The 18,345-nt window shown below is 41.0% G+C and carries 21 protein-coding genes; 16 read left to right on the top strand and 5 right to left on the bottom strand.

Annotated features, from left to right (window positions below):
• Nucleotides 1–6: 6 nt before the first annotated feature.
• Nucleotides 7–1,014 carry a YihY/virulence factor BrkB family protein gene (locus AC3IPL_RS08420; RefSeq protein ID WP_489240571.1) on the bottom strand — a complete coding sequence of 336 codons (1,008 nt, stop codon included), beginning with the start codon at nt 1,012–1,014 and terminating at the stop codon, nt 7–9.
• 35 nt (nt 1,015–1,049) lie between these two features.
• Complete coding sequence (locus AC3IPL_RS08415; protein ID WP_489240569.1) at nt 1,050–1,466, bottom strand: YtxH domain-containing protein; 417 nt, start codon at nt 1,464–1,466, stop codon at nt 1,050–1,052.
• 168 nt (nt 1,467–1,634) lie between these two features.
• Between AC3IPL_RS08415 and AC3IPL_RS08410 the strand changes: the two genes are divergently transcribed.
• The 12 genes from AC3IPL_RS08410 (at nt 1,635) to AC3IPL_RS08355 (ending at nt 10,562) form a co-directional block, all read left to right on the top strand.
• Nucleotides 1,635–1,832 carry a DUF1128 family protein gene (locus tag AC3IPL_RS08410; RefSeq protein WP_489240567.1) on the top strand — a complete coding sequence of 66 codons (198 nt, stop codon included), beginning with the start codon at nt 1,635–1,637 and terminating at the stop codon, nt 1,830–1,832.
• 14 nt (nt 1,833–1,846) lie between these two features.
• Nucleotides 1,847–3,082, top strand: coding sequence for an aminopeptidase (locus AC3IPL_RS08405; protein WP_489240565.1), 1,236 nt, complete (start codon nt 1,847–1,849; stop codon nt 3,080–3,082).
• A 58-nt stretch (nt 3,083–3,140) separates the two neighbouring features.
• Entirely contained in the window at nt 3,141–3,332 is a 192-nt protein-coding gene (locus AC3IPL_RS08400; RefSeq protein ID WP_489240563.1) for a hypothetical protein, read from the top strand.
• Between the two features lie 105 nt (nt 3,333–3,437).
• Entirely contained in the window at nt 3,438–3,956 is a 519-nt protein-coding gene (locus AC3IPL_RS08395; protein ID WP_489240562.1) for an acyl-CoA thioesterase, read from the top strand.
• 163 nt (nt 3,957–4,119) lie between these two features.
• On the top strand, nt 4,120–4,278 hold the full coding sequence (locus tag AC3IPL_RS08390) for an SE1561 family protein (protein ID WP_489240559.1): 159 nt from the start codon (nt 4,120–4,122) through the stop codon (nt 4,276–4,278).
• A 10-nt stretch (nt 4,279–4,288) separates the two neighbouring features.
• Nucleotides 4,289–5,662 (top strand): 23S rRNA (uracil(1939)-C(5))-methyltransferase RlmD, encoded by a 1,374-nt coding sequence (gene rlmD, locus AC3IPL_RS08385; protein ID WP_489240558.1) that lies wholly within the window; start codon nt 4,289–4,291, stop codon nt 5,660–5,662.
• Nucleotides 5,663–5,735: 73 nt separating this feature from the next.
• A complete protein-coding gene (locus AC3IPL_RS08380; protein WP_489240556.1) occupies nt 5,736–6,254 on the top strand; it encodes a type 1 glutamine amidotransferase domain-containing protein in 519 nt (172 codons plus the stop codon).
• 165 nt (nt 6,255–6,419) lie between these two features.
• Nucleotides 6,420–7,127 (top strand): glycosyltransferase, encoded by a 708-nt coding sequence (locus tag AC3IPL_RS08375; RefSeq protein ID WP_489240554.1) that lies wholly within the window; start codon nt 6,420–6,422, stop codon nt 7,125–7,127.
• A gap of 11 nt (nt 7,128–7,138) precedes the next feature.
• Complete coding sequence (gene recX / locus AC3IPL_RS08370) at nt 7,139–7,933, top strand: recombination regulator RecX (RefSeq protein ID WP_489240552.1); 795 nt, start codon at nt 7,139–7,141, stop codon at nt 7,931–7,933.
• Nucleotides 7,926–8,246: a YfhH family protein gene (locus tag AC3IPL_RS08365; RefSeq protein WP_489240551.1), complete on the top strand. Its 321-nt coding sequence runs from the start codon at nt 7,926–7,928 to the stop codon at nt 8,244–8,246. The genes recX and AC3IPL_RS08365 overlap by 8 nt, the downstream gene beginning before the upstream one ends.
• 15 nt (nt 8,247–8,261) lie before the next feature.
• A complete protein-coding gene (locus AC3IPL_RS08360) occupies nt 8,262–9,791 on the top strand; it encodes an ATP-binding cassette domain-containing protein (RefSeq protein ID WP_489240549.1) in 1,530 nt (509 codons plus the stop codon).
• Between the two features lie 9 nt (nt 9,792–9,800).
• Entirely contained in the window at nt 9,801–10,562 is a 762-nt protein-coding gene (locus AC3IPL_RS08355) for a hypothetical protein (protein WP_489240547.1), read from the top strand.
• Between the two features lie 59 nt (nt 10,563–10,621).
• Here AC3IPL_RS08355 and AC3IPL_RS08350 read toward each other — a convergent pair whose 3' ends face one another.
• Nucleotides 10,622–11,623: a metal-dependent hydrolase gene (locus AC3IPL_RS08350; protein ID WP_489240545.1), complete on the bottom strand. Its 1,002-nt coding sequence runs from the start codon at nt 11,621–11,623 to the stop codon at nt 10,622–10,624.
• A gap of 75 nt (nt 11,624–11,698) precedes the next feature.
• On the opposite strand from AC3IPL_RS08350, the gene mutY reads away from it, so the two are divergent.
• From mutY to AC3IPL_RS08330, 4 genes are all read left to right on the top strand, one after another.
• Entirely contained in the window at nt 11,699–12,739 is a 1,041-nt protein-coding gene (gene mutY / locus AC3IPL_RS08345; RefSeq protein WP_489240543.1) for an A/G-specific adenine glycosylase, read from the top strand.
• Nucleotides 12,740–12,812: 73 nt separating this feature from the next.
• Nucleotides 12,813–13,364: a nucleoside tri-diphosphate phosphatase gene (gene ntdP / locus AC3IPL_RS08340; protein WP_489240541.1), complete on the top strand. Its 552-nt coding sequence runs from the start codon at nt 12,813–12,815 to the stop codon at nt 13,362–13,364.
• Between the two features lie 50 nt (nt 13,365–13,414).
• Entirely contained in the window at nt 13,415–15,157 is a 1,743-nt protein-coding gene (locus AC3IPL_RS08335) for an ABC transporter ATP-binding protein (RefSeq protein WP_489240539.1), read from the top strand.
• An 83-nt stretch (nt 15,158–15,240) separates the two neighbouring features.
• Nucleotides 15,241–15,843 (top strand): DNA-3-methyladenine glycosylase, encoded by a 603-nt coding sequence (locus AC3IPL_RS08330; protein ID WP_489240537.1) that lies wholly within the window; start codon nt 15,241–15,243, stop codon nt 15,841–15,843.
• Between the two features lie 38 nt (nt 15,844–15,881).
• Here AC3IPL_RS08330 and AC3IPL_RS08325 read toward each other — a convergent pair whose 3' ends face one another.
• On the bottom strand, nt 15,882–16,973 hold the full coding sequence (locus tag AC3IPL_RS08325; RefSeq protein WP_489240535.1) for an FUSC family protein: 1,092 nt from the start codon (nt 16,971–16,973) through the stop codon (nt 15,882–15,884).
• 51 nt (nt 16,974–17,024) lie between these two features.
• Nucleotides 17,025–18,323 (bottom strand): glutamate-1-semialdehyde 2,1-aminomutase, encoded by a 1,299-nt coding sequence (locus AC3IPL_RS08320; RefSeq protein WP_489240533.1) that lies wholly within the window; start codon nt 18,321–18,323, stop codon nt 17,025–17,027.
• Nucleotides 18,324–18,345: the final 22 nt, after the last annotated feature.

Below are 18,345 nucleotides of genomic sequence, written 5' to 3'. Positions count from 1 at the left end.
GGCCTCCTAATTAGTTGTATTATCCAGTAGATGCGCTTTTTTCTCATGTATAATCGCATTGATCTGAGCACCGATAATAATAATGAAACCGGTCAAATATAACCATAACATCAATACGATGACCCCTCCGATACTACCATATGTTTTTGAGTAGTTAGCGAAGTTGCTGACATAGAACCCAAATAATGAGCTGGCAGCTAACCATACAATTGTGGCAAATAAAGCACCTGGTAAGACAGATTTCCAACTAATTTTAACATTTGGCGCAATGGCATACAATGTCATAAACACAACAAATGTTACAATGAGTGGCAATAGGACTTTAACGAGATTGAATACCCATTTGAATTCACTTTGCAGTCCGATTTTGCCGAACAGCAGGTTGCCGAGCTGTTCACCGAAGATCGGTAATGCTAATGTCACAGCTAATACTAGAATCATAATAACAGTAAATAATACAGACAGTAATTTAGAGACGATAGGATTCCTTGCATCTTCCACTTCGTAAGCAACATTAAAGGCATTCATTAACGCAGTCATCCCGTTAGAAGCAGACCATAACGCCGCGATGATACCGAAAGACAATAAGCCGCCTGAACTATTTTTCATAACGTCACTAACAATATTTGTGATCATTGATGCTGTTTCTCCCGGTGCATTTTTAGCAATCGCATCTGTAATCGTTGACTGCTGGATATTGAACAACGGAATTAATGTTAATAGGAAAATGAGTAATGGAAACAGCGATAACATGAAATAATAAGCAAGCTGTGCAGACAGCCCGGACGCATCGTCTTTACCGATACGATAGAGCAGTCGCTGAAAGAAGTTACCGTCTTTCTTATACTTAGCAGGTTTATTGATTTTAGAAACATGTAATTCTTCGTCAGCCTTTTTAGGTTTCTTTGACTGAAATTCTTGAGTGCTCACATAATTTTCCTCTAAACGACTTGACTCAGACGGGTTGGCCGTCTGAGTCAAGTATTTAGAGGAGTTCTTCTGGTCTTTAGCCAAGCCGAATCCCTCCTTATTCTATTAAAATAACTTAATTATTTATTGTTAGCATTTGTATTGTTTTTGTTAGCATTTGTATTGTTTTTGTTAGCATCAAATGCTTTAGCAGCGTTATTTTGGTTATTATCTGACTCATTTTGTTTGAAGTTATTAGATGAAGAATTAAGATTAGTATCTCCATTACGTAAACCAACAACTAAGTCTTTAGCTTGTAATAATGCTTTTTCTAACTCTGGGTTGTTACGACGAATTTCTTCGACTTGTTCTTTCCAGTAGATGACTTCGTCTTTAATGTTTGTTGCTTTATCTTTGACACTTGAAGGATTTTTAGTCACTTGGCTGACGTTGCTGACTTGACCTTTTACTGAGCTGCGTGTCTTTTTGTCTAATAAAGCGACAGCGGCACCTACTGCGGCACCTGCTACTACTGCTGGAATTAATTTGTTATTCATGTTGAATCTCCTCCTGAAAATAAATGTTTTGTTGTTGTTAATGTATCTATATCCATTATCATCTATCCATAAACTTCTTTTCAACAAGAAAATAATTAAAATGTTTCATGAGACGATGACATTTGCTAAAATGAAGTAGAATTTATATTGATAAGAAGGGATAATACCATGACTAAAGAAGAAATGATGAACGCCATTGCCGGAAAATTAAAATTGGTCAATGTCGGCGTGATTAATGCAGATAGTATCGATGACTCTAAAATAGATGAGCTGACGGATCTGTATGATATGGTGATGAAACGCGAAAATATTTCGCCGAGTGAAATGACTGCTATTACTGAGGCACTCGGAAATCTTAGAAAATAAAAGGGGAAAAAATAATGATTAACAATAGGGATGAAAGATTACAGAAGTATGCACAGCTGCTTGTCAATATCGGAATGAATGTGCAGCCGAAGCAGCGTGTCTATATCAGAGCAACAGTAGATGCTGCAGAATTTGTGCATTTAGTAGTAGAAGAAGCGTATAAAGCAGGATCAGAAGATGTTCATGTGGCTTATGGTGATGACCGGTTGTCGCAGCTTGCGTTTCAGTACCGTCCACTAGAAGTGATTACTAATGTTCCTGATTATGTAGTAGACGAAAGAATGGACTATGCTAGAGACGGGGCAGCTCAGCTCGCACTCATCTCTTCAAGTCCCGAAAATCTAAAAGATGCAGACCCGCAAAAATTAGCAGCAAATATGCGGGCTTATGGCACAGCTTTCAAAGAATACATGAAAATGATGCAGTCCGATCAGTTCGCCTGGACAGTCGCAGCTTATCCTTCTTATGAGTGGGCACAGCTTGTGTTCCCGGAACTTGACAAGGAAGCAGCGTTTGATAAACTGCTTGAACTGATTTTATACACAGTGCGTGCCAATGAAGCAGATCCAGTCAAAGCATGGGAAGAACATAACAGCAATCTTCACACTAAAGCAGATTACTTAAATAAGAAAAACTATAAGGCGCTTAAATATTCAGCGCCGGGCACTGATTTAACTATCGGCTTACCTGAAGGGCATATTTGGTGTGGTGCTTCTTCTATTAGTAAAGATGGTATCGAATTTATGGCAAATATGCCGACAGAGGAAGTGTTCACTGTTCCTCATAAAGATCAAGTAAACGGTACTGTAAGCAGCACATTGCCGCTCAGTTATGGCGGCAATATCATCGATAACTTCAAACTGACGTTCAAAGATGGCAAAGTAGTGGATTATCAAGCGGAGACTGGAGAAGACATCTTAAAGGGTCTGTTAGAATCAGACGACGCTGCCACTTATTTAGGAGAAGTCGCTTTAGTGCCGCATGATTCACCGATTTCTAACAGCCAGGTGCTGTTCTATAATACGTTGTTCGATGAGAATGCTTCATGCCATTTAGCGCTCGGTTCTGCCTACCCGTTCTGTCTTGAAGGCGGCAAACTTATGGATGACGCACAATTGGAAGCAGCTGGACTGAATAATTCCATCACTCATGAAGACTTCATGATCGGTAATGCTGAAATGAATATTAGCGGGATTACAGCAGAAGGTAATGAAGAAGCAATCTTCGTCAACGGTAATTGGGCATTTTAATTTAAAGTTATAAGTGATATGATAATCATATATTTGTGAATACACAGGAGGATGAATAATGGCAGAGAATCCAATGATGTCTGAACCGATGATGTGGTTTATAGTACTTTCTTTCATTTTCTCGATCGCTTTGTTCGGTGGAACATTAATGTATTTTTTAGTGAAAGCATTTGATTCATCAGAAACTGAAAAAATAGATACACCTGAAGAAGCACTTGAAAAGAAAGTTTTTGCAGATGATTTACATTAATAAGTCTATTAAAAAGAGGTAGTGCGCTATCTCTTTTTTATTATGTCATTATTGAGTGGCATCATGTAAAATAGAATTACCACTACACAACAAGGGGAACAGAATATGACAGAACGACAAAGAAAATCCATGTCTGAATCACGCACTATTAAGACGCAGCAAGTATTTCCGACAGATACGAATCATCATCATACTTTATTCGGCGGCAAACTGATGGCGATGATTGATGATGTCGCAGCGATTGCAGCAACGCGTCATTGTGGACGCTCAGTCGTGACTGCTTCAACGGATTCGGTGGACTTCATCAGACCCATCAGACCAGGCGAAATCGTCTCACTTGTGTCACTTGTCACTTACACAGGGAATTCATCACTTGAAGTCTGTGTGAAGATCATTTCTGAGAATGTGCTTGAACAAACGAAACAGCTTGCGGCAATCAGCTTCCTGACATTTGTCGCACTTGACGAAAATAATAAACCTGTTCAAGTGCCGGAAGTCTACGGCGAAACTGAAGACCAGATCTGGTTGAATGAAACCGGTAAGGACAGAGCGCGTCACCGGAAAGAACGCGTCGCGCAAAGTAAGGAACTGCTTAATTTTTTTGCGACTAAATTATATGTCTGATTAACTCATCATTCACGACAGAACATATCCTCCTTTTAGAAGATAAACACCTCAGTGAACATTCTAAAAGGAGGTCTTTGTATATGATTAACATTGAAACTATCCCGCATGTCGTTCATAATGAAGAACGACTGAATAAACGTTTGAAATAGGAGAGATGATGATGGCGAATGAATCATTAAATGAAATTAAAGACAAATTAACCGATTTTATCGAAGAGATAGAATCTGTTGATCCTGAAACAACAGATTTAGCAGATATTGATGAATGGCTGTTAATCCTTGATCAATTGGAACAAAAAGTGAAGTCGATTAAATCATAAGGAGACATACATGGCAGATATCAATGTAAAAGTAGGACAGAAGTTTCCGCTCACGATTAAGCGGCTTGGCATTAACGGTGAGGGCATCGGTTATTACAAAAGAAAAGCAACTTTTGTACGTGATGCACTTCCAGGCGAAGTTGTATTAGTTCAAGTGACTAAAGTCAACAATAAATATCTTGAAGGAAAAATGCTCAAGATCAGAGAACGTTCAAAAGACCGCGTTAAAGCACCGTGTCCTGTATTTCATCTATGTGGAGGCTGTCAGATTCAACATTTGAGCTACCCGGCGCAGCTTGACTATAAGCAGCAGATCATTAAAGATTCTCTCGACCGCTATGCCGGTCACGTAGCTGCTGAGACAGTCAAAGATGTTATCGGTATGGATGAACCGTTCCGATATCGCAATATGAATTTGTTTCCGGTAGAGAAATCGGGACGCACGATACGTGCAGGTCTCTATAAGGAGCATTCCAATACGCTGATTGATATTGACGACTGCATCGTTCAGGATAGCCGGACGATGTTTGTAACAAATGAAGTGAAGCGATTGATGAGTGAACTGAATATTGACGTTGCTAAAAATCCGCAGCGCGATCACGGTGTCCGTTTTATTGTGTCCCGCATTGCCAAACATACAGAAGAAATACAGGTTGTCCTTGTTTCAACGACACGTCAGCTGAATAAGCAGGACCTGTTAGCGGAACGCGTGATGAGAATACCTGGTGTCACGAGTTTTGCTTTGAACATCAATGCCGACAAAGAATCTCGGGTACTTGGCCCTGAGACGCTGATTATTGCAGGCGAACCGACGATAAGAGAGCAGCTTGATCATTACGAATATGATTTAACGCCTGAAGGATTCTTCCAGATCAATACAGAACAGACGACCGTGCTCTATCAGGCGGTTAAAGAAGCAGCAGCATTAACAGGAACAGAACGGGTAGTAGATATATACTGTGGTACTGGCGGTAGTACACTCTATCTGGCGGAACAGGCAGCAGAAGTACGCGGCGTTCATAGTGATAGTTCAGCTGTAGTCAATGCGGTATATAATGCAGCATTGAACAACATCGACAACTGTACATTTGAAGCGGGCGAACCGCTCAATCAGCTTGAACAATGGATTGACGACGGTTTCTATCCTGATGTCATCACAGTCAATCCGACAAGAGCAGGACTATCATTTGATGAACTTGATGTGTTCAATGAACTGAAGCCTAAGACGTTAATATATATAAGTAGAAACCCGTCATCACTTGCTAAAGATCTCGCACATTTAACTAAAGCATTCACAGTCGAATATATTCAGCCGATTGATATGTTTCCTCAAACAGTGCAGGTAGAGATGGTAGTGAAGCTCGTAAGGAAGAAACGCCTTTAATGGATGAATATATGTTTAATGAAACTATAGACGGGTAAATAATACTACCATTACTTATAGGAGGAATTTATTCATGACCAAGAAAGTGGCAGTCGTATTAGATAATTTATTCGAGGATGTTGAATATACAAGCCCGGTTGAAGCATTAAAAGGTGAAGGCTATGAAGTGGAAGTTATCGGCAATGAAGCAGGTTCCACGGTAAAAGGCAAAAGAGAAGAAGCTGAAGTTACTATAGACAAAGAAATTTCAGACGTCAAAGCAGATGACTACGATGCACTGCTGATTCCCGGAGGTTTCTCTCCTGACCAGCTGCGCGGTGATGAAGAAGGACGTTTCGGTAAGTTTACGAAAGAATTCTTTACTGCTGACAAACCAGTATTTGCGATTTGTCATGGACCACAGCTGCTCATTGATACTGATGAATTAAAGGGCCGTAAACTGACAAGTTATATTTCAGTACGAAAAGATCTTAAAAATGCGGGCGCAACAGTTGTTGATGAATCAGTAGTTGTCGACGGCAAATTAGTTACATCAAGAACACCGGACGACTTGCCTGACTTTAATAGAGAAATGTTAGCGCAGCTTAAATAACATCTGAAAAATAAGGACCATAACTGGTTCTTATTTTTTTATTTTTTATACCGTCTTCAGATCTAGGGCTAGAGACTGATTTATTGCATTTCAAGAGGCTCAGCGTTCCTTCAGCTGTATATATTTGTTACTATTTAAGGAGTCAATGAAGGAAGGAGCACTTATATGAGAAGAAAACGCGGCTGCGGTTGTTCATTTTTAATGATACCTATTTTAATTCTAGGTTTAATTCTCGGATTTTATTTCTATCAAGGAATGAAAGTCAATATAGATGAGTTGCAGGATATAAATAATAAAGAGACATTTGTTGCTGTTTCTGATATGCCGGACTATGTCAAAAATGCGTTTATTGCTATTGAAGATAAGCGATTTTATAATCATGATGGTGTAGACTGGTTTGGAACAGGACGCGCCATTTTTGTTTCGCTGAAAAACGGGGAGGCGTCCCAAGGTGGCAGCACTATTACACAGCAGCTTGCTAAAAATTATTATTTCAATAATGAACGGTCCATTTCCCGAAAACTCAAAGAAATTGTTGTAGCTAAGCGTATCGAAAACAACTATTCAAAAGATGAAATTTTGAGCTATTACTTAAGTTCTATTTATTTTGGTGATAATATTTATAATATAGAGGATGCGGCGAATCATTATTTTAGTACAACGACTTATACAAATGGTTATCTACCGCAAATCACTGTGCTGCAAAGTGCGATTCTTGCAAGTACTATTAACGCGCCGAGTAATTATGATGTTGACAATTTTCAGATGGACACTGCTCTGCAATCACGTACGAAGCGGACGCTCACCAAAATGCTTGATCAGCAGCTGATTACGGAAGCTCAATATAACGAAGCAGTGGCAGGCCTCGGATAAGGAGTGAGCATATGAAGATTACAATGATTGAGGTTCAAAAGAACAACAAAGATCGGTTCAATCTCTATATTGATGGGAATTTCTATATGGGGATTGATAGTGCAACATATGTGCACTTTAATTTAAGAAAAGATGATGACATTTCAAAAGAACGCCTTGCGGACATCAAAGTGTATGATGATTACCGCAGGGCGATTAATCGTGCACTCATCTATCTGTCCTATAAAAAAAGAACAGAGAAAGAAATCAGAGAGCATCTAGCAAAAGATGACGTTCCTGATGAAACCATCAGTCAAGTGGTTAAGTACTGCTTAGATAACGGTTATATCAATCATATAGATTATGCTCAGAGCTTAATGAACACCATGATTCATACAACCGACAAAGGTCCTGAAATCTTCAAGCAGAAGTTATATGAAAAAGGCATTGAACGCGACTTGATTGATCAGTACTATGACTTATATACTGACGAGATGGATGAGGAACGGATGACCCATCTCATTCAAAAACAGCTGGATAAGCATGCACGAAAGTCCTCACAGCGTCTAGCAGAACAAAAAACAATACAAACACTTGCTCAAAAAGGTTATAATTTGAATATCGTTGTTCCTTATATGAAAGCTATGGAATATAACGGTGACGAGGGCGTTCTTCAGACAGAACTGGAGAAACAAGTTTCCAGATGGTCACGCAAAGCTTCAGGCCATGAGCTGAAGCAAAAAGTTATTACAGCGATGATGCGTAAAGGATTTTCTTATGATGACCTGTTACCTGCGCTTAAAGAAAGTGGTATTGAAGATGAATGAAGATAAGAAATTAGTTGAAATGACCGAACACGAACTGCGGGAGGTCATTGCTCATTACAGAGAACGTGCCAGAAAAGCTGAGACGATGGGCGTCATTAATGAATATGAAGTATATCAGCGTAAAGCATTGATTGCTGAGAGCTATTTAGTTGATCCCACGACAGTGAAAGTCGGGCAAGTGTATCGTCTAGTAGGCGTTGAAGCCCATTACTTCAAGGTGGAACGTATTAAAGGAATATTTGCATGGGGATTCAGACTGCAAGGGACTACGAGTGAAGAAGGTATCCCCTTAGCACTACTGCAGTTGAAATAGTAAAGGAGTAACAATATGGCCGGTGAGATACTTGTAAGACTCGTTAATGTAACTAAATATTTCTTTGACGCGGGCGACAAAACGCTGACTTCAAGGCTGCTGCATAAAAGAGAGAATCGGCATGTAGAGTTGAATCAGGTGACGATACATCTTTATCGCGGAGAAACGCTTGGCATTACTGGGCTCCCGGGTTCAGGGAAATCAGTTGTCGGCAAGCTGATCTCTAAAGTGATTGAGCCGTCGAGCGGCAAAGTACGCAATAATTATCCTACATTTCTCGCCAGTCATCATCATCAGTTCACCGGGCATCATTCGCTCGACCAGATGATTGAAACCGTCTTATTATCATACAATGTGCCGTTAGCTCAGTTTGCAGCAAAAACCAAACAGATTCTTACATATGCAGAACTTGATGAACGGGCAAAAGTTCCGTTTGATGAGCTGACGACAGGTGAAAAGTCACAGTTGTTTGTCGCTTTGACGTACTTTTTGAAACCTGAAGTAGTCATATATGATGATCTCTCAAGACATTTGAATCCGTCGTTCAAGGAAAAGTTCAAGACAGTCATCGAACTGTTGATGCGTGACGGGAAAGCGATCGTACTCATCGAAGAAGAGCTGGACGTCATCAGAGAGAAAGCAAACTATATGACTTGGCTCAGTCACGGGCAAGTGAGAAAGTCAGGAACACCTGATGAAGTGATTCCTCTCTATACAAACTATGTCACTCGTTATGAACAGTCACTCGGTACTAAAAATGAATCATTGTTTGATCTTGAATATAAGATGCAGAGACAAGCCATCGGTGATGAAGAAGCCATGAGACGTGTGTCCAAGCATTCCAAAAAAGTAGTGAATCAAGAGATGCGCAGACTGCTTATAATGACAGTCAGTCTGCTTGCCGCATGTCTATTGTTCTTTGTACTGATCTGGAAGCAGGTTGAATATGAACCGAAGAGTGAAGTGAAAGATGAGACGGCTATTGTCAAGAAAAAAGAGGAATTCACTGACAAATATGCTTTTGCAGTCGTTCAAAATGATGATGCGCCGATCACTTATAAAAACAAGCTGTTTGTCAAAGTGCCTGCGGGTACATTGATTGAAATTACAGGCTATAACAATAAAGACTACCGCATTTCCTATGATGACAAAGATATGACGATGAAGCGCAGTCAGTTATTATATATCAACCCTGCTGCATTGTACGACGACCATCGTTTTAATGAACTTGAAAAATACATGTATGGCAATTACTCGAATTTCAAGGATTTCTTTAATAGTTACCTTGGTAAAAGTCATGCAGTAATCAATGATGAACTATATCCGGAATCGAATCACAGATATCGTGTCAAACTAACGAAGAATAAAATATATCTGCACTTTAATGATAAAAATAAAATGACCGGAATCAGTTTTCCGATTGAGAAAGAGGATGAGCTGAGGAAGGCATTCAATATTAAAGAACAGCAGTGGATTGTGAAAATTGGAGATAGTTATGCCGTTGCAGATTTTGACCGCAATCAGTGGCTGTACTTTAAGATGTAGGTGAATAGAATGAATGAATTGATCAATTTAGTTAAATATGTTCCCTATATGCTGAGAAATATACTGATCGAACTCCGCTATCGTCTCAAGCAGTATGTCTTCTTTTTAGCCATGAATCTTATCGTCATCTTCTTTGCCTTTATGCTGCTCAATTTGATGACAAGTGAGCCGATTGAAAAATCGACAAGAGTATTTCAGTTGAGTGGATATGTCATCTTCTTCTGGATGGCAGGCGCGCTATTTATTTCAAATTTCATCTTGCCGCGTAAAGGGTTTATTTTGAATATTACTAATCTGCCGTTATATGTGCTGGTCAATATACAGATTATTAATTTCTTTATTACATTTGTTATTTCATTGATCATGCTGCTGATCATTAAGTCGGCGAATGGTATTACTGTTGAAACAAGCTGGCTCGGGGTAAGTTATTTTATCATTTTGACTTATTTGTTCTTACTGCCTGTCTGTATCATCATCAGCCTTGTTCAGCAGCGCAGCAGGGAGATTGCTGCTGGACTTGTCATTCTTCTGATGACACTGCCGATATTATGGATACCTTCTTCGGTTCCAGGCGTACTGCTTAACATCCTGAAGTTGAATCCATTTTATTTTTTAGTCAATGGTTTTCAGGAATCAATGGTCATTGGGACATCCGCATTTTATAATTATCCTAATCATCTGCTGTTTTTAGTTGAGCTGATATTAGTCTATATATGGGCGGGTTATTTGTACAAGCTGCTTAAAGATGAGCTGAACATGAAAAAACATTAACAATTAACGAATAAGTCGATTCAATAAAAAAGAGGGGGTCTGTATGACCTCCTCTTTTATTACTGCCGCTGTATATTCTTTTTAATAGCACTGTTCATGAGCTTATCCTGTAGTTTTTCTTCTGAGAATACCCATCCTGTATAGCTGTGCGTGACTTCGTAGGCATGATTCAGATTAAGTATGGCAACAAACGAATAATGGCCGTCTTTCAAGTAGCGCAGGTCAATCAATCTAAGTTCATAGCCGAAAGATTTTTCGACTAATGTCCATCGATAGATAGAACTGAAACTTTTGAAAGCAACAAGGTTTGGATCGTCTTTTGCGTAGATCATCACTTCGTCAGGCGGATAGGGCTCTCTTGTGAACTTGTCACTGAAGTTAACCGTTGTACCGTAACTTCTCCCGATATAGTCATATTGATCAGTCTGTATACCGACGCGCCATTCATAGAATTCAGCTGTAGGCGCAACGAAAACTTTTTTGATTTGTTCAGTTGCTGCGATTTTCTTCATGGCTCTCGTCTTAATCGTTTGCTGCAGAATTCTTCTGATGATATAGTAGATGACTAGTATGAAAAAGATAGCGATGAACGTATAGAAGGGCTGGCCGCCCCACGCCCAGATGACACAACCTGCAAGCAGCAGGGAAAAAATAAAAGGATCAAATGTGTTGATGATTCCGATCTGTATCCATTCTTTTGAAAATGGCCGCAGCGCCTGAGTACCATATGAGTTAAAAATATCAACAAATACATGCAGAAACACTGCAAGCTGTGTCCATGCCCAAAAATGAACGAGATCAGCATCAGCATTGATCAAATAAACGATGAACGTAATAAGTATGGGCCACATGAGTGTGAATGGAATAGAATGTGTAATTCCTCTATGATGAGTAATATAGACGGCATTATTTTTGAATTTCAAAACAGTATCGATATCCGGTATTTGCGAGCCGCCGACGACAGCTGCCACAAACAAGGGATAGTGCGCTGCAACAGCAGGATCAATCGTTGCTATTCCGGCGATTGCTGCTCCCATGACTAAATGTGTTGCTGTATCCATACTATCCCTCCTTTAATATCATTATAATCCAACACTTGTATTTACATAAACATTTAGTATCTGGAGATGAAATCATTGTACAAATCTGAAGCATTTTCTGAGAACCTGCTTGACTGGTTCCACAAGAATAAACGGTCTATGCCTTGGCGTGAAACGAATGATCCTTATAAAATATGGCTGTCTGAAGTGATGCTTCAGCAGACGCAGGTCGTTACAGTCAAAGGATATTACAACAAATTTATCGAGCGTTTCCCGACAATGGAGAGTTTGATAGCAGCAGATGAAGATGAGGTGCTGAAATACTGGGAAGGCCTCGGCTATTATTCCAGAATCAGAAACTTCCAGTCTGGTGTCAGAGAAGTTCAGGAACAGTATGGTGGCGTCGTACCGAAAGACGGTGATGCTTTCTTGAAGTTAAAAGGCGTCGGCCCGTATACAAGAGGGGCCGTGATGAGCATTGCCTATAATCTTAAGTATCCGGCAGTGGATGGCAATGTCTACCGGGTCTTCTCGAGACTTGATGATGATGCCGCTGATATCGCAAAAAGTACAGCGAGAAAGCATTTTGAAGACAAAGTAATGGCTGTCATGCCAGAGGCGGCAGGAGATTTCAATGAAGCCTTGATGGAGCTCGGTGCGACAGTCTGTACACCGAAGAATCCAATCTGCATGCTGTGTCCGGTGCAGCAGCACTGCGAAGCATTTGCCGAAGGGACGGTTGACATCAGACCAGTCAAAACCAAGAAGATAAACCGGAAATCATATCGCTACAAAGTGCTTCTTGTCGTCAACGACAAAGGTGAACTGCTCATTACACAGCGACCGAAAAACGGTCTGCTCGGTGGAATGTGGCAGTTCCCGATGGTGGATGAAGATTTAAGTCTCGCTGAAATAGAAGATATGCTCGGCATGAATCTCTATCAGGAAGAAGAGTGGAATCATACAGTGACCCATACATTCACCCATCTTGACTGGCTGCTTGATGTCTATCTGTTTAGAACGACTGACCCTGCACAAGGCGATTACCGTTTAATGTCACGAGATGAACGTGACCATTATACTTTCCCTGTATCGATGAATAAAATCTATGACTATTATCTTAACCACGAGGGCTAGACAAATTCGTTTCATGACCATCAATCTATGCTATAATATGTATGCAAATACAAAATATTAGGTGGTGTGGAACATGGTCAAAGAATCCATACCAAAAGAAGGCCGGAATGTGCAGATCCAGAGCTATAAGCATAATGGAAAAATACACCGTGTCTGGTCTGAAACAACGATTTTAAAAGGAACCAATCATGTCATCATCGGAGGGAACAATCGGACGCTTGTCACTGAAAGTGATGGTCGGACATGGATTACGAGAGAGCCTGCCATCGTTTATTTCCATGCAGAATACTGGTTTAATGTCATCTGCATGTTCAGAGAAGATGGCGTCTACTACTACTGTAATCTGTCATCACCATTTGTCTATGATACAGAGGCTATCAAATATATTGATTATGATTTGGATATCAAAGTCTATCCGAACGGCAAATATCATCTGCTGGATGAAGACGAATATCAGCAGCATATGAAACAGATGAATTACCCCCCGGAGATCGATCGGATCCTGAGACGAAACGTTGACACTTTGCAGCAATGGATTGAACGAAAAAAAGGACCATTTGCGCCGGACTTCATCAAAGTCTGGCAGGAACGATTTCATCTGCAAAAACGTATGATGGAAGACTGAATCAACCTATCCTCGTATAGGTTGATTCTTAATTTTGAGGAGATGATTTAATGTTAAGAAGGTATCTCCAGTTTGTTAAGCCGTATACATGGCTGATCATTCTGACGATTTTAATCGGTATATTAAAATTCGGTATACCACTGCTTATACCACTGTTGATCAAATACGTCATTGATGATGTAATCGGTAACCAGACGATGACGATTGCAGATAAAAAAGATGCACTGATTAGCGTACTGCTGATTTTCGGTTTTATTTTTACTGTGATCCGTCCGCCTGTGGAATACTATCGTCAATACTTAGCACAGTGGACCAGCAACAAAATACTCTATGACATCCGTAAGAAGCTCTATCGTCATCTGCAGGCGTTAAGTGTTCGATTCTACGGAAACAACAAAGTCGGTGAAGTGATCTCACGCGTCATTAACGACGTGGAATCAACTAAAGACTTTATCATCACAGGGCTGATGAATGTCTGGCTGGATCTGGTCACGATCATCATTGCACTTGCCATCATGTGGACGATGGATCCTAAATTGACACTCGTATCATTGATTATTTTTCCGTTCTATATATTCAGCGTCTATTACTTCTTCGGTAATCTTAGAAAGCTGACACGTAAACGGTCACAGGCACTGGCCGAAGTTCAAGGATTTCTGCATGAACGGGTACAGGGTATGACTGTCATCAAAAGTTTTGCGATAGAAGAGCAGGAAAATGCACGGTTCAACAAAAGAAATATGAATTTCCTGACAAAAGCCACTGACCATACGAAATGGAATGCCAAAAGTTTCGCTGTCATCAATACAGTGACAGATATCGGACCACTACTTGTCGTCGGATTCGGTGCTTACTTTGTCATCGATGATGGCATGACAGTCGGTAGTTTAGCGGCATTTATCGCATATCTTGACCGACTGTATGGACCACTGAGACGACTAGTATCATCATCAACAACACTGACGCAAAGTTTAGCGTCCATGGATAGAATGTTCCAGTTGTTTGATGAACCGTATGACATTGTAGATAAGCCGGGAGCACAACCGATGAAAATTGAACATGGTAATATTACGTTCAATCAAGTCGGATTTAAATACAATGAAGATGACAAAGAAGTGCTCCGTCATGTCGATTTGGACATTAAGAGTGGTCAGACCGTAGCATTCGTCGGTATGAGCGGCGGCGGTAAGTCAACGATGATCAGTCTGATTCCAAGATTTTATGATGTAACTTCAGGTAAGATTTTAGTGGACGGCCGCCCGATTGATGCGTATACGATAGAAAGTCTGCGTAGTCAGATCGGTATGGTGATGCAGGACAATATTCTGTTTTCGGAATCAATCAGAGAGAATATTCTGCTCGGTAAACCAGATGCCACTGAAGAAGAGATGATCTACGCGGCGAAACTCGCTAATGCGCATGACTTTGTCATGAGTCTACCAGATGGATATGAGACTGAAGTCGGAGAACGCGGCGTCAAATTATCCGGTGGTCAGAAACAGCGTGTGGCTATTGCCCGTGTCTTCCTGAAGAATCCGCCGATACTAATTCTTGATGAAGCAACCAGTGCACTGGATCTTGAAAGTGAAGCGGTTATCCAGGAAGCGCTGGAAACACTGTCAAAAGACCGGACGACAGTCATTGTTGCTCATCGCTTATCGACTATTACACATGCGGATAAAATTGTCGTCGTTCAAAACGGTGAAATCGTTGAAACCGGCACACATCATGAACTGATGGACAATCAATCCCATTACTATAACCTATATACCATTCAGCATTTGGAGGGATAATACCTCCAATGGATTGAAGCAACTATCTGCCTGTTATATGATATGACTATCATATAACAGGTTTTTTGAAAGAGGAGATATAAGTGGATCTAAGTTTCATGGAACATGATACATTGGCTGCAGCAAAAGCAATGCTCGGCAAAAGACTGACGACTATCGTTGATGGGGTGACGGCGTCAGGCTATATTACAGAAGTGGAAGGTTACTTAGGAATTAATGATAAGGCGGCCCATGCTTATGGTGGGCGGCGCACAAAGAAGAATGAAATGATGTATCGACCGTTCGGTACTATCTATGTCTATACGATGCACGGTCATCACTGCATGAACTTCATTACGCGTGACGCTGAATCACCCGAAGGAATACTGATTCGTGCGGTTGAACCGATTGAAGGGATTGAAGTGATGCAGCAGCGCCGAGGAAGAATGGACCATCTGACAGACGGACCTGGCAAACTGACTCAGAGTATGGGTGTCAAGCGTGAACTGCATAATGGACTGAAGTTGAATGAAGGACCGATTATAATTACAGAAGGGCAGACGCCTGAAGCGATCGTTGAATCAAAAAGAATCGGAATAGCCAACAAAGAGGAAGCAAGCGATTATTTGTACCGCTTCACTGTTAAAGGTAATCCGTACGTCTCAAAAGATAGAGTGAAAGCTGCAGCTAACCTTGGCTGGTCATAATAGAACACCCCGCTGCTTATAAGCAGCGGGGTGTTCTATTACATATCGAAGTTCTCGTCTTCTACATTGATTTTCTGTTCTTCTTTGTGATATTTGTAGAAGCTATGAGTCAATGTATCCAGATGTTCTAATTTCTCGCGGTACTCAAACATGGCACCGATGACTTGGAAGACATGCTGCTTATAGTAATTTTCCTCGTGAGCATGATAACGGTTCAACTCTTTCAAATAAGCATCGAGCAGATCTTCTTTGAATTGCTCAGTAACGAGAGATGTATCGGCAGCGCGCCCTAAAGATACTTTATTCGTGACACGCATCAGCAGTTCCTCATGATAAGTCATCAGTTCGTCCAGTTCGAACTTGATCTGCACTCTTAAATCTTCTGGCAGATTTAATATATCATTCTCGTAACGGTTCAACTTTTTGAGCAGTTCATAAGCTTTCCTAGTTGAGCTGATGATTTCTTTGAACAGAATTTTTTTCCGAGTATTCCTGTAAGCCTGTTTTTTCGTATAGGCACGTTCATTCTTATACAGATCATACTGCGTCTCAAGTGAGATAATCCGCGACTGAAAGTCTTCCAGGTCTTTCTTGACAATTTGATACTCGCTCGTCCCGTTAATGCTGAGTCTGATCCACTTGAATATATCTCCGCATACATTGAGGCAGTTGTAATAAAGTTTCGTCTCATACTTCGGTGGCAGAAAGACAAGGTTGACAATAAACGCACTGATGACACCGATCATGACGAACGTGAAACGCATCAAGGCTGTCTGGAAAAAGTCACCTTCATGATGATCCATAATAATCAGCTGCGTTACGACTGCCAGTCCTGTGACATTTTGAAGTTTGAGCTGGCTCAGCAGAGCAATCAATATAATAGACGACAATGCGCTGATTAAAATATGAACGCCGAACAGCTGTACCATAATCACCGCAAGCAGGGCACCGATTAAATTCCCTTGAAATTGCTCAATGATCGTCTTATATGATTTATAGACGCTTGGTTGAACTGCGAACAATGCAGAGATACCGGCTACAACCGATCCTTGAACATTGATGAGCTGGGCGAGAGATAACGCCAGTGCTATGGATACACCTGTTTTGAATATTCGAGCTCCTAGTTTCATATAGTAACCTCACTAGACTATGACATTACTATTCTTATACCTTATAGGCATTTACTTTACAAGAGAAAGCTGCTTGAAACTGTTTTCAACAGCAATCAATGTGTTGTTGATATCTTCTTCTGTATGTCTAATCGTAATGAACCACGCTTCATATTTGGAAGGTGCTAAATTAATACCTTCATTCAGCATCAGCTTGAAGAAACGGGCAAATAATTCTCCGTCAGTATTTTCAGCCTGCTCATAGTTAGTGACTTTTTCAGTAGTGAAGTACAGCGTCATTGCACCTTTTAGACGGTTGATGGTCGCTGGTATGTTATATTTTGTGATCAGTGCATTGATGCCGTCTTCCAGCTGTCTGCCTAATCGGTCTAAATAGTCATAAGTTCCTTCTTCTTTGATGACTTCAAGCAGCGCAATACCGGCCTGCATGCTGAGCGGATTACCGGCCATTGTTCCTGCTTGATAAGCTTTGCCGAGCGGTGCAACGTGCTCCATAATATCCTGGCGTCCGCCGTAAGCCCCGATTGGCAGGCCGCCGCCGATGATTTTTCCGAATGCTGTCAAATCAGGTTTGACGCCGAGCATATCCTGCGCACCGCCGTAACAGAAGCGGAAGGCTGTGATGACTTCATCGTAAATGACAAGTGAGCCATTGCTGTGTGCGATATCGTTGATTGCTTCAAGGAATCCTTCAGCGGGTTCGACAATACCGAAGTTACCGACAATCGGTTCAACGAGAACTGCTGCAATCTGATCGCTGAAATGATGGATGGCTTCTTTGAATGAGTCAATATCATTGAACGGTACAGTAATGACTTCCTGTGCGACGCTTTTCGGCACGCCGGCAGAATCTGGTGTTCCGAGCTGACTAGGACCGCTGCCTGCTGCCACTAATACTAAGTCCGAGTGGCCGTGGTAACAGCCGGCAAATTTAATGATTTTGTCACGTTTTGTATAGGCACGTGCCACACGAATTGTAGTCATAACTGCTTCTGTACCCGAATTGACAAATCGTACTTTTTCCAGTGAAGGGATTGCTTCCTGCAGCATCTTTGCAAATGTCACTTCGTGCTTTGTCGGTGTACCGTAAAGAATACCAGTTTCAGCGGCTTTTTTGATGGCTTCTGTAATATGAGGATGAGCATGTCCAGCAATGATCGGGCCATAAGCTGCTAAATAATCGATGTATTGATTACCGTCGACGTCATAGAAGTAAGCACCGTCGCCGCGTTCCATAACGACTGGAGCGCCGCCGCCGACCGCTTTGTAGGACCGGGAAGGTGAATTGACACCGCCGAGAATATAGCGGTCTGCTTCTTTTTGGATACGTTCTGATTCAGTAAATTTCATTTAATAACCTCTTTTGCTTAAT

The organism is Macrococcus sp. GL_134, assembly GCF_057834705.1.
Note: the sequence above shows the minus strand (reverse complement) of the source record. Positions and strands in the feature narration are given on the sequence as shown.

What these genes read in the sequence shown, in the direction of transcription:
- AC3IPL_RS08415 (WP_489240569.1), bottom strand. Translation starts at nt 1,466, where the DNA reads ATGAATAACAAATTAATTCCAGCAGTAGTAGCAGGTGCCGCAGTAGGT.
- AC3IPL_RS08410 (WP_489240567.1), top strand. Translation starts at nt 1,635, where the DNA reads ATGACTAAAGAAGAAATGATGAACGCCATTGCCGGAAAATTAAAATTG.
- AC3IPL_RS08405 (WP_489240565.1), top strand. Translation starts at nt 1,847, where the DNA reads ATGATTAACAATAGGGATGAAAGATTACAGAAGTATGCACAGCTGCTT.
- AC3IPL_RS08400 (WP_489240563.1), top strand. Translation starts at nt 3,141, where the DNA reads ATGGCAGAGAATCCAATGATGTCTGAACCGATGATGTGGTTTATAGTA.
- AC3IPL_RS08395 (WP_489240562.1), top strand. Translation starts at nt 3,438, where the DNA reads ATGACAGAACGACAAAGAAAATCCATGTCTGAATCACGCACTATTAAG.
- AC3IPL_RS08390 (WP_489240559.1), top strand. Translation starts at nt 4,120, where the DNA reads ATGGCGAATGAATCATTAAATGAAATTAAAGACAAATTAACCGATTTT.
- rlmD (WP_489240558.1), top strand. Translation starts at nt 4,289, where the DNA reads ATGGCAGATATCAATGTAAAAGTAGGACAGAAGTTTCCGCTCACGATT.
- AC3IPL_RS08380 (WP_489240556.1), top strand. Translation starts at nt 5,736, where the DNA reads ATGACCAAGAAAGTGGCAGTCGTATTAGATAATTTATTCGAGGATGTT.
- AC3IPL_RS08375 (WP_489240554.1), top strand. Translation starts at nt 6,420, where the DNA reads ATGAGAAGAAAACGCGGCTGCGGTTGTTCATTTTTAATGATACCTATT.
- recX (WP_489240552.1), top strand. Translation starts at nt 7,139, where the DNA reads ATGAAGATTACAATGATTGAGGTTCAAAAGAACAACAAAGATCGGTTC.
- AC3IPL_RS08365 (WP_489240551.1), top strand. Translation starts at nt 7,926, where the DNA reads ATGAATGAAGATAAGAAATTAGTTGAAATGACCGAACACGAACTGCGG.
- AC3IPL_RS08360 (WP_489240549.1), top strand. Translation starts at nt 8,262, where the DNA reads ATGGCCGGTGAGATACTTGTAAGACTCGTTAATGTAACTAAATATTTC.
- AC3IPL_RS08355 (WP_489240547.1), top strand. Translation starts at nt 9,801, where the DNA reads ATGAATGAATTGATCAATTTAGTTAAATATGTTCCCTATATGCTGAGA.
- AC3IPL_RS08350 (WP_489240545.1), bottom strand. Translation starts at nt 11,623, where the DNA reads ATGGATACAGCAACACATTTAGTCATGGGAGCAGCAATCGCCGGAATA.
- ntdP (WP_489240541.1), top strand. Translation starts at nt 12,813, where the DNA reads ATGGTCAAAGAATCCATACCAAAAGAAGGCCGGAATGTGCAGATCCAG.
- AC3IPL_RS08335 (WP_489240539.1), top strand. Translation starts at nt 13,415, where the DNA reads ATGTTAAGAAGGTATCTCCAGTTTGTTAAGCCGTATACATGGCTGATC.
- AC3IPL_RS08325 (WP_489240535.1), bottom strand. Translation starts at nt 16,973, where the DNA reads ATGAAACTAGGAGCTCGAATATTCAAAACAGGTGTATCCATAGCACTG.
- AC3IPL_RS08320 (WP_489240533.1), bottom strand. Translation starts at nt 18,323, where the DNA reads ATGAAATTTACTGAATCAGAACGTATCCAAAAAGAAGCAGACCGCTAT.